A 15,218-nucleotide genomic window follows, 5' to 3' on the forward strand; every position below is an offset into this window, starting at 1 on the left:
TTCGCCCATTAAAGCGGTACGCGAGCTGGGTTCAGAACGTCGTGAGACAGTTCGGTCCCTATCCGTCGTGGGCGCAGGAAGTCTGAGAGGCGCTGTCCTTAGTACGAGAGGACCGGGATGGACACACCGCTGGTGTACCAGTTGTTCCGCCAGGAGCACAGCTGGGTAGCTACGTGTGGCAAGGATAAGTGCTGAAAGCATCTAAGCATGAAGCCCCCCTCAAGATGAAACTTCCCATCACGTTAAGTGAGTAAGATCCCTCAGAGACGATGAGGTTGATAGGTCCGAGGTGGAAGCGTGGCGACACGTGGAGCTGACGGATACTAATCGATCGAGGACTTAACTAACCAACAACCACGTTGAATGTCGACTAACGCTCTTATTTAGTTTTCAGGGTACAAATTTTTCAAAAACCCTTGCATTTTTCATCAAAAATGCCTATAATGATTCTTGTCCGTCAAAACGGACAATCAATCAACAGCATATGACAAAAGGGAGTTCGGTTAATTCCGTTCACACCCTGTGAACAATACCGGATAACCGACATCGTGCAGGTCTGGTAGCGATAGCGGAGAGGTCACACCTGTTCCCATGCCGAACACAGCAGTTAAGCTCTCCAGCGCCGATGGTAGTTGGGGTCTAACCCCTGCAAGAGTAGGACGCCGCCAGGCTTTCACTATTAACTTAATACTTTCTCATATCGCGGGGTGGAGCAGTCTGGTAGCTCGTCGGGCTCATAACCCGAAGGTCGCAAGTTCGAATCTTGCCCCCGCAACCAAAATAATTCAACTATCTACGTTGAGCTCACATCTAAGTAAGTTGAATATCAGTAGTACTCCTGAGTGCAACCAAATTATTTCAATTCACTACCTCGAATAAACTTCGATGTTAATTGGAAATCGTACGTAAAAGATTTGCCAGCTGGTCCGGTAGTTCAGTTGGTTAGAATGCCTGCCTGTCACGCAGGAGGTCGCGGGTTCGAGTCCCGTCCGGACCGCCATTTTAAAATATGGCTTTTAATGAATTTTTTTACAGCATACATAAATTAGCCGACCGTTTCCATTATAAAGGGAACGGTTTTATTATTGTACAATGGCTTTTTGTAAGAGTTACCAGGCTGATTGGCTCAAGCGTGAACTATTTTCGCTTAAGCTGTCACAAAATCGGCTTAAGTTCACACGATTTTCGCTCAAATAGACACACTTTTCGCTGAAGTTCACAATTTTCATCGTTAAAGTTTGCTTTCCCATGTTTTTCCCGTAATGTAACTGGCAGTTATCTTCCAAAAAACGAAAGACCAGTGCCGGTAAATGTCCGATTCTGTTTAACTAACAATCAAAGTGAAGTTTCACTTTATGCTCGATAAATTTCATTTTTGTGCTGTATTTGCTATCATTAAAATAACTGAAACTCAAATGGTGGTATATTATGGATGAATTTGAATTTATTGATGCAATTAAACAGAACAGCTATAAACAACCCTCGATTATAAAAGGCGTAGGAGATGATGCCGCCGTATTTCGGCAGACGACCCGGGATATTGTGACGGCGATTGATACGTTTGTTGAGGATGTCCATTTTTCGAGGTCAACCATGCATCCTTCCCATATAGGTTATCGAGCTCTTGCAGCTAATATTAGCGATCTTAGTGCGATGGGAGCTGTGCCGGCATTTTATCTTGTGTCAATTGTTATACCGGGCTCTTGGAGCAATGAGGAATTAACCGAGGTATATCAAGGGATGGCGGAACTTGCTGCAGACTACCGGATGGATTTGATCGGTGGTGATACGGTATCAGGAAATGAGCTGACAATTTCTATAACGGTGGTCGGTTATGTCAATCGGGAAAAGGCAAGGTACAGGAGCACAGCAGAAAACAACGATATTGTCTTTGTAACGGGAACGCTTGGCGATTCTGCAGCTGGGTTTCACATACTTAATAACCCTGGCGATTATAAAGATAAAATGTTTTATCAAAGAAGACACCGGACCCCTGATATGCGAGCTGACTTTGCAAGTAAACTTGAGCGTCTTTCCCGTGTTGCATTGAACGATATCAGTGACGGTATTGCAAGTGAGGCACATGAAATTGCCGAAGCTTCCCGGGTAAGCCTAACCATTTATGAAGATAAGCTGCCTGTAAGTCCGAACTTTTATCAGTTTAGTACTGAGCAGCAGCATAATTGGAAACTCTACGGCGGGGAGGACTTTGAATTAGTGGGAACGGTGGCAAAAAATGAGTGGGAAACGTTGAAGGCTATAGCTGCTGAAACAAACACACCAATCACACCGATCGGCTATGCCAAAAGTGATAACGACGGTAAGTACCGTGTATGGCTGAGAGCTCGGGACAATCGCACACAACCATTGCAAAAAAAGGGTTATACCCACCGAAGCGGGTGACATAATGAAAAAAAATCAAATTAAGACACATTCGGAAATAGAAACACGGAACATAGCAGAGAGGCTGGCGCTGCTGCTTAAGCCGGGGGACGTCGTGACATTGGAAGGCGATCTTGGTGCCGGTAAAACAACGTTTACAAAGGGGCTGGCTAATGGGCTTGGCGTCAAACGAACCGTTAACAGCCCGACATTCACAATGATTAAAGAATATCAGGGTGAGATGCCGCTTTATCACATGGATGTATACCGGTTGGAGGATTCTGAAGAAGATATCGGTTTTGAAGAGTATTTTAACGGGGATGGCATCTGTGTCGTGGAATGGGCCCATTTTATTGAAAGATACCTTCCCGCTGAGTACTTAGCAGTTAATATATCATACATCGATGAACAAACACGTTTATTGGATTTTCAGCCAATAGGTGAACACTACGAATCGGTTGCACATGATGTAGCTGGTTATATGTAAGGAGCCGCTGGGATGAATATACTTGCGATGGACACATCAAATCAGGCACTGGGTGTTGCGGTGCTGAAAGACGGCCAGTTAATTGGTGAGGTTATAACAAATTTAAAAAAGAATCATTCGGTCCGGCTTATGCCGGCAATTACACAATTGATGGATGAAGTTGGTATGACACCAATGGACTTGGATAAAATAGTTGTGGCGAAAGGACCCGGTTCGTATACCGGTGTGCGGATCGGCCTGACGACAGCCAAGTCAATGGCATGGGCGCTTAATATACCGGTTGTCGGGGTTTCAAGTCTCCAGGCTCTCGCCTGGCAGGGACGTTTCTATAATTCGTATATTTGCCCGTTTTTTGACGCGCGGCGAGGTCTTGTCTATACCGGCTTATACGAAATTAGGGAAGGGGAGCCGGAATCAATCCGCGAAGAACAAAACATTTTAATGGAAGACTGGCTGAAAGAAATTGCTGAAACAAATCGTCATGTATTGTTTTTAAGCCCGGATATCGACATACATAAAGCGATGATCAAGGCTTATTTGGGCAGCCGGGCGATAATCGATCAAGGACCATTTCATTTGGCATCACCCGCGCACTTGGCGTATGCAGGTAAGGATAAGCCCGGTGACAGCGCCCATACATTGACTCCGAATTACTTGCGTCTGGCTGAGGCGGAAGCGAACTGGCTGAAAAAGGCAGCTAAAAACGATGGCTGAGGTCGTGGTAAGGAAGATGGAGCTGAGTGACATTGATGACGTCATGGCCGTCGAAACAGAATCTTTCACCGCTCCGTGGCCGCGGGATGTTATACTGCACGAACTGACAGATAATCAATACGCGCATTATTATGTTATTCTTCTAGATCAGAAAGTCGTCGGCTACTCCGGTATGTGGCACGTGATTGATGATGCGCAAATTACCAATGTTGCAATCAAGCCTGCTTATCGGGGTAAAAAACTAGGTGAAACGCTTTTTTTCTATACGCTGGAGGCGGCGATGAAACTTGGTGCCAAAAGACTTTCGCTGGAAGTTCGTGTTTCTAATACGGTTGCCCAGCGCATGTATCGAAAATTTGGGCTTATTCCGGGAGGCATCCGTAAAAATTATTATACGGATAACCAGGAAGATGCCATTGTTATGTGGGTGAAATTAGCATGAATAAAGATGTTTATATCCTCGGAATTGAGACAAGCTGCGACGAAACGGCCGTCGCGATTGTGAAAAATGGAACAGAAATTGTCTCCAATACGGTGGCTTCACAAATCGACAGCCATAAACGGTTTGGCGGGGTTGTTCCAGAAATCGCGTCGCGGCATCATGTCGAGCAAATTACCGTTGTGATTGAGGAAGCATTTCAAAAAGCGAAAATTTTATGGGATGATATAGAAGCGATCGCGGTAACAGAAGGTCCCGGCCTTGTCGGAGCTTTGCTGATTGGTGTTAATGCTGCTAAAGGACTTGCGTTTGCCAAACAAAAACCATTAATCGGTGTTCACCATATTGCCGGTCATATTTACGCAAATCGTTTTGAACGTGAGTTTGAGTTTCCACTGTTGGCGTTGATTGTCTCAGGCGGTCATACGGAACTCGTCCTGATGGATGGTCACGGCTCGTATGACTTGATTGGCGAGACACGGGATGATGCTGCAGGTGAAGCTTATGACAAGGTTGCTCGGGTGCTTGGATTGCCATATCCTGGTGGACCGCAGATTGATCAGCTGGCGTCTGAAGGCAATGAGACGATTAATTTTCCCAGAGCTTGGCTTGAAGAAAATAGCTATGACTTTAGTTTCAGCGGTTTAAAATCATCGGTCGTCAACACGATTCACAATGCCGCACAACGCGGTGAAACATTAAACAAGGAAGATGTAGCCGCCAGTTTCCAGGCAAGTGTTGTGGACGTATTGACTGCCAAAACTTATAAAGCCGCAGAGCACTATAACGTTAAGCAAGTTATTGTGGCCGGTGGAGTTGCGGCTAATCAAGGTTTGCGCGCCGGATTGGAAGCTAAATTCAATGATACACTGATTCCGTTGCTCATTCCGCCGCTTAACTTGTGTACAGACAATGCAGCGATGATTGCCGCAGCCGGATTTGTTGCCTATGAGCAGGGAAAACGGTCCGGTTGGGATCTCAACGCCAATCCGTCATTACTGATGAAATAATATCCACACGTTTATCCACAAGCGTGTGGATAATTTTTTTAAGGGCTGGTTTACTCCTTTTTTAAATGTGGATTAAAATTGTGGATAACCCGGTGATTTTCTGTGGATAATGTGTATAAGTGAGGTGCGAACCCGTCAAATCCTTGTTAACATGTGCATATGTTTGGGGATGATTCACGCTTTTATTAATCAAACGTTTGATTAATAACCAAAAAACAGCCTCGCTTCAAATTAACGAGGCTGCATTCATTATTCCTGCAGGGATGTCCACTCTTCCATCAGCTGCTCGATTTCTAGTTTTAAGTCGCTTGCTTTTTTAGTCAGTTCAAGCGATTTTTCATGATCTTCATAAACTTCGGGCTCAGCCATTTTTTGTTCCAGAGCTGCCAGTTCTGTTTCCTTCTGTTCAATCGTTTCTTCGAGTTCGTTAATACGACGTTCTTTTTTCCGCTGCTCGCGCTGCAGTTGCTTGTCTTCACGGAACTTAGTTTTCTGGTGGTCCTCGGTATTGACTGTCTCTGTCGATTGCTGCAATTTTTTAATCTCGATTTCTTCTTGTTTTTTCTCGGTATAATAATCATAGTCGCCCAAATAGACCGTGGCGCCGTCCTGCTGCATTTCAACGACTTTATCGGCGATTTTATTAATGAAATAGCGGTCGTGGGAGACGAAAATAATTGTTCCGGAAAAATCCATCAAAGCAGCTTCCAGAACCTCTTTGCTGTCGATATCCAGATGGTTGGTCGGCTCGTCAAGAACAAGCAAATTAGCCTTTTCCATCATCAGCTTTGAAAGGGAAAGACGCGCTTTTTCACCGCCGCTGAGCGAATGAACCGTTTTAAGGACGTCCTCGCCTGTGAATAAAAAATTCCCCAATACGGTGCGAATGTCTTTTTCGTCAGTTTCAGGATACAGGTCCCATAATTCATCCAATACCATTTTGGATGAAGACAACATTTCTTGTTCCTGATCGTAATAGCCGATTTGAACGTTTGTGCCGATTTTGATTATGCCTTCACTTGGATTTAATCTGCCAAGAATCGCCTTTAACAACGTGGATTTGCCGACCCCATTTGGACCGACGAGTGCAATCCGCTCACCGCGGTTTACATGCAACGTAACATTGGAAAACACCGGGTCATCATTTTCGTATTGAAAAGCCAGATTATCAATTTTCAGGACATCGTTCCCGCTTGCCCGGTTTATTTTGAAGGAGAAGTTTGCTGATTTTTCATCGCCTTTTGGTGCATCCAGTTTCTTCATTTTAGCGAGTTGCTTCCGCCGGCTTTGGGCACGTTTTGACGTAGAAGCACGGGCGATATTGCGCTGAATGAACTCCTCCATTTGTTTAATTTCCGTCTGCTGTTTTTCGTATTCTTTCAATTCCTGTTCATAATCCAGGGCACGCTGTTTTAAATAATAGCTGTAGTTCCCATTATATTTTTTGGAGTGGTGCCGGCTTATTTCATAAACAATTGACACCGTTTTATCGAGAAAATAACGGTCGTGTGAAACAATCAGGACAGCACCGGGGTAGCTCGTCAAGTAATTTTCCAGCCAGGCCATGGTGTCGATGTCCAAATGGTTTGTCGGCTCGTCCAAAATCAGTAATTCAGGCTTTTTTAATAATAATTTGCCAAGCGAAAGACGCGTTTTTTGGCCGCCGCTTAATTCATTAATCGGGGTAGTATAATCATAATCCTGAAAGTTCAAACCGGTCAGAACAGCTTTTATATCGGCTTCATACCGGTAGCCCCCGGCTGCATCGAATGCCTGCTGTTTTCGGTCGTAATCAAGAAGCAACTGGTCATATTCCGCGCCGGAAAGCGAAGCGGCCTGCTTCATCTTTTCTTCAAGCGTCCGGAGTTCTTCCTGCTGAGCCAGCAAATGATCAAATACTTCCATCATTTCGTCCCAAATTGATTTCTCTGATTCGAGACTGCTATGCTGGGTCAAATAACCGATGGAAAGCCCTTTTGGTTTAAAAATCTCGCCTGAATCATACGGCATTTCGTCAGCCATAATTTTAAGAAGGGTTGATTTGCCGGAACCGTTTCGCCCGACGATAGCAATGCGGTCATTTTCTTTTATTTCAAGTTTTATATTCGATAAAATTTCTTCAGCACCGAATGATTTGGATAGATTGTTAAGCTGCATTAATATCATGGTTTTTTCACCTCATTACAAAAAAGGCAACTGCATCAGCCTTCTTGCTTCTAATTTGGCAAGTTCTATGAACATACATTAACAAGTGTACCGTACTATGATTTGAAAGAGCAATCATATTGTGAATTTGTGAAGAGAATCACGACTTATTGATAGACTTTTGATAAAATAGGTTTAAGATATCTACAGATGGAGTTGAAAAAATGTCTGATTTCACACATTTCAATGAGCAAGGGCGAGCCCGCATGGTTGATATAAGCGATAAAAAAGAAACGGAGCGGACAGCTTCTGCCGTGACGAGTATTCAAGTAACCAAAGCGATTTACGATAATATCACAGCAGGCACAATGAAAAAAGGGGATGTACTGGCTGTTGCCCAAGTAGCAGGTATTATGGCTGCTAAAAATACATCGCAATGGATTCCGATGTGCCATCCGTTACAGCTTAAAGGAACGGACATTACATTTGAATGGGACACCGAAAACGACCAATATACACTGCAAATCGAAGCATCGGTTAAGACAAAAGGCTCAACAGGCGTGGAAATGGAAGCACTGACAGCGGCTTCAGCAACAGCACTGACAGTTTATGATATGTGTAAAGCGCTCGATAAAGGCATGGTGATCGGTCAGACGTACCTAGTGTCCAAGACCGGCGGCAAATCGGGTGAATACAAACGAGCATCAGGGAGGACTGACAGTGGAGCAGAATAAAATACCGCAAGCAACTGCAAAGCGGCTGCCATTATATTACCGGTATCTGAATAATTTAAGCAATCAAGGCAAAAACCGCGTGTCATCCAGAGAATTGAGTGAGGCACTCAAAGTTGACTCGGCTACAATAAGAAGGGATTTTTCTTATTTTGGGGCACTGGGCAGAAAAGGGTATGGCTATAATGTCGAGTATTTGCTCGGATTTTTCCGGAAAACGCTTGATCAGGATGAACTGACCGAAGTAGCCTTAATCGGCGTAGGTAATCTCGGGACAGCATTTTTGCACTATAATTTTTTAAAAAATAATAATACCAAAATTGTCATGGCGTTTGATGCAGATTCTTCCAAAGTCGGTACAGATATTGGCGGTGTACCGGTCCATCATATTGACCAGCTTGAAGAAAAAATGGAAGGTGTATCGGTTGCTATTCTGACGGTCCCGGTGAGTGAAGCACAAGCGATGACGAACCGACTGGCTGATTTTGGCATCTCTGGAATTCTTAATTTTACACCGTCCAGAATTACCGTGCCATCCGATATTCGCGTGCATCACATTGATTTGGCCATTGAACTGCAGTCATTGGTTTACTTTTTAAAACATTATCCGCTGAAGGCTTAAATTCGGAGCAAAAAATCTTCTGCATCGGTGTTTTCTCTGTCATTCTCAGGGTATGTGAGTCTGAGAGATGTGATTGATAATCCGGGGGGATGAATATGGGGAAAATTAAAGCCAAATGGCTTGTTGTCATGTCCGTTTTATTCGGAACATTTACAGTAATCTTAAATAATAGCATGCTGAACCCTACACTTCCGACATTTATGGAATTGTTTAATACTGATGCCGTTGCAGTCAGCTGGCTGTTAACGATTTTCATGGTTTCCATGGGGATGACCATGCCGCTTACCGGTTATTTGGGCGACCGGTTCGGCAAAAAGCGAATCTACATAACAGGCTTATTTATTTTTATTACCGGTTCCCTTATGGGCGCCTTATCGCCGACTTTGGGAATGATCATCGTTTCCCGTGCCGTTCAGGGTATCGCGGGTGGCTTAATGATGCCGATTGCCATGGCGCTTATTTTCAATGCTTTTCCAAAGGATCAGCGCGGGCTTGCTGTTGGTATATATGGTGTGGCTGCCATGGTGGCACCGGCACTGGGGCCGACCGTCGGCGGGGTCGTCATTGAATATTTCACTTGGCCGTTTTTGTTTTTGTTTAATCTCCCGTTTGCAGTGACCGGTATTTTGTTTTGTTTGCGCTATTTGAAGCCGACTGAAACAAAACCGGATTTAAAATTCGACCTGCCGGGGTTTCTGATGATAACAACCGGAGTAGGATTAATCCTGTATGCCCTTGGCCGTGGTTCGACGCTTGAACTGCTGCTGTCGCCGATCAGTCTGGGCTGTGTTGCCTTAGGTGTTGTCCTGATTAGTATATTCGTAAAATATGAAGTGCAGCAGGAATCCCCGTTGCTGGATCTTTCAATGTTTAAAATCCCGACATACTCTGCTTCGATTGCTGTCACTGCGACTGCCTCAATCGGTCTGTTCTCAGGTATATTTTTGTTGCCGCTGCTTATCCAGGAAGTGTATGGCATGAGCGAAATTCAGACAGGGCTGTTGTTTTTGCCGGCAGCTTTGATCAGCGGGGTGTTTATGACACTCGGCGGGAAATTGCTCGATTTAAAAGGACCGCGATACGTTGTGCCGGTCGGGCTGTTATTGCTTGGCGGATTTACGCTGGCGCTTGGGTTTAATACCATGTCAACATCGTTCTGGACGCTGCTTGTGTTACATGCTTTGCGCAGCGCGGGACTTGGAATGTGCAATATGCCTGCAACCACGGCGGGCATGAATACAATACCGGAAAACCAGGTAGCACAGGGGTCAGCTATGAATAATGTCATCCGGCAAATTTTCTCATCCTTTGGTATTGTTTTCTTCTCGATTTATTATGAAGTACGGCGTGCCCAATTAACGTCACTTGAAGGACAGGCAGCGTCACTCCAGTCCTTAAACGAGGCGTTTATGATTGCAGGTGTTTTTATCCTCGTCATGATCCCTGTTTCGTTTATCATGAAATCTCCCCACAAAAGTGAAGCAGTTAATTGAAACAAAAAGAAGCAGTACACGACAGTACTACTTCTTTTTGTTATTCTTTTTAATTTTGAAGTGGATAATAAACATGCGAATACTGACCCCAAAATCAAGTGTAGCAAAAAAGGCGAGCAGAATGGTAATAAAATTCCACATCGTCTCGTCTGCACTCAAGACCGCTATATAGATGAATAATATACCGACCAAAAAGTAGAGGATGCCCATTGTGAGTGGTGAAAATCGCATAAAATATTAGCCTCCAATTAAAATCATCTGCATTTGTTCCATTTGCTCCATCATCTTTTCGATATCTTCTTGATCCAATGCTAATTGCACAATGACTGAAATGGAGTTCATGGCCATATGCACAATGATGGGTACAATAATGCGTTTCGTTTTCACATAAAGAAATGCAAATACAAATCCGATTCCGGAATAGATTAGTATATGTTCAGGTTCCCCATGAATGATCCCGAAAACCAGGGATGAAAGAAGTGCCGAGATAAAAAAGTTCCATCGTTTGTAAAGCTGACCGAAAATAATTTTACGGAAAATGATTTCTTCCAGTATCGGTGCAATGATGGCCGTAACAATCATAAAAGCCGGCACTGTCCGGGTAATGTCCATAATCATTTCTGTGTTTTCCGATCCAATCGATATGCCAAACAATTCTGTTTCAATAAACGTTGCAAGATAATTGGCGGCATACGCCATAAAAAGACCGGCAATGGACCAGATAATCATTTCACCGGCTCCGGAGGCATTCCGCTGCGGCTCGCTTTTCATATCCGGCCGCATGAGCCATAAAACGACGAACAGCGCAGCCACAAAACTGAACATCGACCAATAAATTGTTATGTCAGTAAGGCCGAACGGGGTCAGAAAATAAAGCAATGGTGCAAAAACAAAACCTGAAAATTGCATAATAATATATGTTAAAATCACGTACCAGTAACGTCTTGGCAAAATAAAACGACTCCTTTAGGCTTCTATTAATAGTCAGTATATGTGTTGTAACCTATTTTAAGTAAAATACCAATACCCATTTTATCATAATTTATACAGGCATTATAGTTAGAACGCGCTGTGTCACCTGTATTGGTATAAATTAAAAATAATCTATGATAAATACTTGCATTTTTAGCCTGAATTATTTATTATATTAATTGGAATTAGCACTCGCCGCATTAGAGTGCTAACAAAGTTTACTAAATACATGAAAAAGGAATTAAGGAGGCTGTCGGCATGATTAAACCACTTGGAGATCGTGTTGTAATCGAACTTGTTGAGCAAGAAGAGACAACAGCGAGCGGTATCGTTCTTCCGGATTCAGCACAGGAAAAACCGCAGGAAGGCAGTGTTGTTGCAGTAGGATCCGGTCGCACTGCAGACAATGGCGAAAAAATTGCGCTTGAGGTTAACGAAGGAGATCGTGTCATTTATTCTAAATTTGCCGGAACTGAAGTAAATTATTCCGGCAAAGAATACTTAATTCTGCGTGAAAGCGACATTTTAGCTGTAGTCAACTGATTTACAGCTTCATTGTCAGAACATATAAGAAATTTTAAGGAGGCGTTTTGAATGGCTAAAGAACTTAAATTTAGTGAAGAAGGCCGCCGCGCCATGCTGCGTGGGGTAGACACACTTGCAGATGCTGTTAAAGTAACATTGGGACCAAAAGGCCGTAATGTTGTGTTGGATAAAAAATTCGGCTCACCACTTATCACGAACGATGGTGTGACCATTGCCAAAGAAATCGAACTTGAAGATAAATTTGAAAACATGGGCGCCCAGCTCGTATCCGAAGTAGCATCCAAAACAAACGAGGTTGCCGGTGACGGTACAACGACCGCAACTGTTCTTGCGCAGGCGATGATTCGTGAAGGTCTGAAAAACGTGGCATCCGGCGCTAACCCGGTTGGTGTACGCCGTGGGATCGAACAAGCTGTTGAAGTAACCGTCAACGAATTGAAAGGCATTTCTGAGCCAATTGAAGGCAAAGAATCTATTTCCCAGGTTGCAGCAATTTCCTCCGATGATGATCAAGTCGGTCATCTGATTGCTGAAGCGATGGAACGCGTTGGTAATGACGGGGTTATTACCATCGAAGAATCAAAAGGTTTCAACACGGAACTTGAAGTCGTTGAAGGGATGCAATTCGACCGCGGGTATGCATCGCCATATATGGTAACGGATCAGGATAAAATGGAAGCTGAATTGGAAGATCCGTATGTTCTGATTACGGACAAGAAAATCGGCAACATCCAGGAAGTACTGCCTGTACTCGAACAAGTTGTTCAGCAAGGCAAACCTATCCTGATTATTGCGGAAGATGTTGAAGGCGAAGCACTTGCAACACTTGTTGTTAACAAACTGCGCGGCACATTCAACGCCGTAGCTGTTAAAGCACCTGGATTTGGTGACCGCCGTAAAGCAATGCTTGAAGACATTGCAACAATGACCGGCGCTGAAGTCATTACAGAAGATCTTGGGCTTGAGTTGAAGAATGCAACAATGGATCAGCTTGGCCGCGCCAATAAAATCGTTGTCACAAAAGACAATACCACCATTGTTGAAGGTGCCGGCGACACTGAAGCTATCTCCCAGCGTGTTTCCCAGGTTCGTGCACAAGCTGAAGAAACAACGTCTGAGTTTGATAAAGAAAAACTGCAGGAACGCCTTGCAAAAATGGCAGGCGGCGTAGCGGTCATCAAAGTCGGTGCAGCTACTGAAACCGAATTGAAAGAACGTAAGCTTCGTATTGAAGACGCGCTGAACTCAACACGTGCTGCCGTTGAAGAAGGACTTGTTTCTGGCGGTGGAACAGCATATATCAACGCACTGGCTAAAGTTGGCGCACTCGACCTGACCGGTGATGAAGCAACAGGTGCCAACATTGTACTGCGTGCACTTGAAGAGCCAATCCGTCAGATTGCACACAACTCCGGCCTGGAAGGCTCGATCGTTGTTGAGCGCCTGAAAGGTGAAGAGGTCGGGATCGGCTTTAACGCAGCAAACGGCGAATGGGTCAACATGGTTGACGCCGGTATCGTCGACCCGACAAAAGTTACCCGTTCAGCATTGCAAAATGCCGCTTCTGTTGCAGCAATGTTCCTGACAACCGAAGCAGTCGTCGCTGACATCCCTGAAGAAAGTGACGGCGGCGGAGCACCTGACATGGGTGGCATGGGCGGAATGGGCGGCATGATGTAAATCATCTCCCCCTCCATTCTTGATATAGCAGGGTTTGAAAATAATCTGGCTGGATTTTGACCGGGTTTAAAATCCTCACTGAATTTTAAAAGCCTCTCAAAGTAAAATTTGAGAGGCTTTTTAATTGAGTATAGGTAACCAGAATTCTTATTTCGTCATCTCCGTACATTTCCACCTTCTTGGAGAACTTTTCTTAAGTACTGGTTCTCAAACTCCAACCATTCTTCCCGCTCGACCTCAATTATCTTTATTCATAAAGTGCTTCATATTCTCCTTTCCCCAAAAATACATACTGTCAATTATGGGCATTAAACTGGACCCTAGCTCTGTTAACGAATATTCAACTTTTGGTGGCACTTCAGGAAAGACTTGTCGTTTTACAATTCCATCTTCTTCAAGTTCTCGCAGCTGAGTCGTTAAAACTTTGTGAGTTATTTTAGGAAATAACTTTTTTAACTCACTAAATCTCATGATGCCGTCTTTTCCCAGATGATAAATCATAGTAATTTTCCATTTTCCACTGATAACGGAGAGTGTCAATTCTTTTTCACAATTAAATTTCCCGTTTTTTACTTTTTTTAAGGTCTCTTGTCTCAAATTTTCTTGCAATTGTCCATCTCTCCCATCAAAGGTATTGTATAGGTAACTATATTACATTAAAGTGCGATATTTTAAAAATTAAAAAGATTAAGTAGTATAGAGATAGCAAGAGTTTTATTGGGTATTACCTAATGAAAGTAAGGAAACTTAAAGATTAAATTCATAGGAGGCGTGTAAATGTCTGGTAATCGTGCGGTTGCTTATGCTGGTGCTGGAAAAGTGGAGGTTAAAGACACTGATTTTCCTGAACTTATTTTACGGGATGGGCCTGGTGTCAACCCTCTTAATGTTGGGCGGAAATGTGAACATGGCGTGATTTTGAAAGTAATCACGACAAATATCTGCGGGAGCGACCAACATATGGTTCGGGGACGCACTACAGCCCCGGAAGGTTTAATTCTTGGGCATGAAATCACTGGAGAAGTAATTGAAACAGGGCGTGATGTAGAGTTTATTAAAAAAGGTGATATGGTTTCTGTCCCCTTTAACATTGCCTGTGGACGCTGTCACCAATGCCGTGAACAAAACACCCACGTCTGTTTAAATGTTAATCCCGATCGCCCTGGTTCAGCTTATGGATACGTCGACATGGGAGGCTGGGTCGGTGGTCAATCCGAGTATGTCATGGTACCTTATGCTGATTTTCAACTACTTAAGTTCCCGGATAAGGATCGTGCAATGGAAAAAATTCTTGATCTGACGATGCTGTCTGATATCTTCCCAACTGGCTTCCACGGAGCGTATAGTGCCGGCGTTAAACCGGGTTCTACCGTATATGTAGCGGGGGCAGGACCGGTTGGACTAGCAGCCGCACACTCAGCTCAGCTGTTAGGCGCTTCTGTTGTTATCGTTGGTGATTTAATTCAAGAACGGCTGGAACAAGCCAGAAGTTTTGGTTGTGAAACAGTGAATTTGCGAGTTCATGATGACTTAGGAGAACAAATTGAACAAATTCTTGGGGTGCCTGAAGTAGATTGTGCCATTGATGCCGTTGGATTTGAAGCTTCCGGGCACGGGCAGGAAGCAACTGAAGCTCCGGCGACCGTTTTGAACTCTATTATGGAGGTGACCCGGGCGGCTGGACAATTAGGGATTCCAGGTCTGTATGTAACGGAAGATCCGGGGGCCATCGATGATGCTGCCAAAAAAGGCTCCCTTAGCATTCGTTTCGGGTTAGGTTGGGCAAAAGCCCATACTTTTGTAACCGGCCAAACTCCCGTAATGAAATATCATCGTGCATTAATGAATTCTATTTTACACGGTAAAGCGAATATCGCAGAAGCCGTAAATGCTACTGTTATTTCTTTAGATAAAGCGCCACAAGGATATCAGGAATTTGATAGTGGCGTCGCAAAAAAATTTGTTATTGATCCTCATGGCATGTTGTAATAGTAAAC

General features: G+C 44.0%; 15 protein-coding genes, 2 tRNA genes and 2 rRNA genes. 15 read left to right on the forward strand and 4 right to left on the reverse strand.

Annotation, left to right across the window (positions count from 1 at the left end):
• The 9 genes from BMZ22_RS16245 to tsaD all read left to right on the forward strand — a co-directional run.
• Positions 1 to 347, forward strand: a 23S ribosomal RNA gene (locus tag BMZ22_RS16245); the annotation flags it as partial.
• A gap of 208 nt (positions 348 to 555) precedes the next feature.
• Positions 556 to 671: ribosomal RNA gene (gene rrf, locus BMZ22_RS16250) — 5S ribosomal RNA — on the forward strand.
• A 30-nt stretch (positions 672 to 701) separates the two neighbouring features.
• A tRNA-Met gene (locus BMZ22_RS16255) sits at positions 702 to 778 on the forward strand.
• A gap of 145 nt (positions 779 to 923) precedes the next feature.
• Positions 924 to 1,000: transfer RNA gene (locus BMZ22_RS16260), tRNA-Asp, on the forward strand.
• A gap of 428 nt (positions 1,001 to 1,428) precedes the next feature.
• Positions 1,429 to 2,403, forward strand: a complete 975-nt coding sequence (gene thiL / locus BMZ22_RS16265; protein ID WP_090087610.1) for a thiamine-phosphate kinase — start codon at positions 1,429 to 1,431, stop codon at positions 2,401 to 2,403.
• Between the two features lie 4 nt (positions 2,404 to 2,407).
• Positions 2,408 to 2,869: a tRNA (adenosine(37)-N6)-threonylcarbamoyltransferase complex ATPase subunit type 1 TsaE gene (gene tsaE / locus BMZ22_RS16270; protein ID WP_090087613.1), complete on the forward strand. Its 462-nt coding sequence runs from the start codon at positions 2,408 to 2,410 to the stop codon at positions 2,867 to 2,869.
• 12 nt (positions 2,870 to 2,881) lie between these two features.
• Positions 2,882 to 3,583 (forward strand): tRNA (adenosine(37)-N6)-threonylcarbamoyltransferase complex dimerization subunit type 1 TsaB, encoded by a 702-nt coding sequence (tsaB, locus tag BMZ22_RS16275; RefSeq protein WP_090087616.1) that lies wholly within the window; start codon positions 2,882 to 2,884, stop codon positions 3,581 to 3,583.
• Positions 3,576 to 4,025: a ribosomal protein S18-alanine N-acetyltransferase gene (rimI, locus tag BMZ22_RS16280; protein WP_090087619.1), complete on the forward strand. Its 450-nt coding sequence runs from the start codon at positions 3,576 to 3,578 to the stop codon at positions 4,023 to 4,025. Before tsaB ends, rimI begins: the two co-directional genes overlap by 8 nt.
• Entirely contained in the window at positions 4,022 to 5,032 is a 1,011-nt protein-coding gene (tsaD, locus tag BMZ22_RS16285) for a tRNA (adenosine(37)-N6)-threonylcarbamoyltransferase complex transferase subunit TsaD (protein ID WP_090087622.1), read from the forward strand. The genes rimI and tsaD overlap by 4 nt, the downstream gene beginning before the upstream one ends.
• 249 nt (positions 5,033 to 5,281) lie before the next feature.
• Here the strand turns inward: tsaD and BMZ22_RS16290 are convergent, their stop codons facing one another.
• The gene (locus BMZ22_RS16290) at positions 5,282 to 7,198 is read right to left on the reverse strand and encodes an ABC-F family ATP-binding cassette domain-containing protein (RefSeq protein WP_090087624.1); all 1,917 of its coding nucleotides are present in this window, start codon (positions 7,196 to 7,198) and stop codon (positions 5,282 to 5,284) included.
• 203 nt (positions 7,199 to 7,401) lie between these two features.
• Between BMZ22_RS16290 and moaC the strand changes: the two genes are divergently transcribed.
• The 3 genes from moaC to BMZ22_RS16305 all read left to right on the forward strand — a co-directional run bounded on the left by moaC (position 7,402) and on the right by BMZ22_RS16305 (position 10,023).
• On the forward strand, positions 7,402 to 7,911 hold the full coding sequence (gene moaC, locus BMZ22_RS16295; RefSeq protein WP_090087627.1) for a cyclic pyranopterin monophosphate synthase MoaC: 510 nt from the start codon (positions 7,402 to 7,404) through the stop codon (positions 7,909 to 7,911).
• On the forward strand, positions 7,898 to 8,530 hold the full coding sequence (locus tag BMZ22_RS16300) for a redox-sensing transcriptional repressor Rex (RefSeq protein ID WP_090087629.1): 633 nt from the start codon (positions 7,898 to 7,900) through the stop codon (positions 8,528 to 8,530). Before moaC ends, BMZ22_RS16300 begins: the two co-directional genes overlap by 14 nt.
• Positions 8,531 to 8,625: 95 nt before the next feature.
• Positions 8,626 to 10,023, forward strand: coding sequence for an MDR family MFS transporter (locus BMZ22_RS16305; protein ID WP_090087632.1), 1,398 nt, complete (start codon positions 8,626 to 8,628; stop codon positions 10,021 to 10,023).
• A 27-nt stretch (positions 10,024 to 10,050) separates the two neighbouring features.
• Here the strand turns inward: BMZ22_RS16305 and BMZ22_RS16310 are convergent, their stop codons facing one another.
• Positions 10,051 to 10,254 carry a YdiK family protein gene (locus BMZ22_RS16310; protein WP_090087634.1) on the reverse strand — a complete coding sequence of 68 codons (204 nt, stop codon included), beginning with the start codon at positions 10,252 to 10,254 and terminating at the stop codon, positions 10,051 to 10,053.
• 6 nt (positions 10,255 to 10,260) lie between these two features.
• Positions 10,261 to 10,974, reverse strand: a complete 714-nt coding sequence (locus BMZ22_RS16315) for a CPBP family intramembrane glutamic endopeptidase (RefSeq protein ID WP_090087636.1) — start codon at positions 10,972 to 10,974, stop codon at positions 10,261 to 10,263.
• Between the two features lie 279 nt (positions 10,975 to 11,253).
• Here BMZ22_RS16315 and groES point away from each other — a divergent pair, with 279 nt between their 5' ends.
• Positions 11,254 to 11,538 (forward strand): co-chaperone GroES, encoded by a 285-nt coding sequence (groES, locus tag BMZ22_RS16320; RefSeq protein WP_090087638.1) that lies wholly within the window; start codon positions 11,254 to 11,256, stop codon positions 11,536 to 11,538.
• A gap of 51 nt (positions 11,539 to 11,589) precedes the next feature.
• Positions 11,590 to 13,221: a chaperonin GroEL gene (gene groL, locus BMZ22_RS16325; protein ID WP_090087640.1), complete on the forward strand. Its 1,632-nt coding sequence runs from the start codon at positions 11,590 to 11,592 to the stop codon at positions 13,219 to 13,221.
• A 237-nt stretch (positions 13,222 to 13,458) separates the two neighbouring features.
• Here groL and BMZ22_RS16330 read toward each other — a convergent pair whose 3' ends face one another.
• A complete protein-coding gene (locus BMZ22_RS16330) occupies positions 13,459 to 13,830 on the reverse strand; it encodes a winged helix-turn-helix transcriptional regulator (protein WP_090087642.1) in 372 nt (123 codons plus the stop codon).
• 168 nt (positions 13,831 to 13,998) lie between these two features.
• Between BMZ22_RS16330 and fdhA the strand changes: the two genes are divergently transcribed.
• The gene (gene fdhA / locus BMZ22_RS16335; RefSeq protein WP_090087645.1) at positions 13,999 to 15,210 is read left to right on the forward strand and encodes a formaldehyde dehydrogenase, glutathione-independent; all 1,212 of its coding nucleotides are present in this window, start codon (positions 13,999 to 14,001) and stop codon (positions 15,208 to 15,210) included.
• Positions 15,211 to 15,218: the final 8 nt, after the last annotated feature.

Origin of the sequence: Lentibacillus persicus, assembly GCF_900112705.1 — a bacterium.
In the GTDB taxonomy this organism is placed as follows: Bacteria; Bacillota; Bacilli; order Bacillales; family Amphibacillaceae; genus Lentibacillus; species Lentibacillus persicus.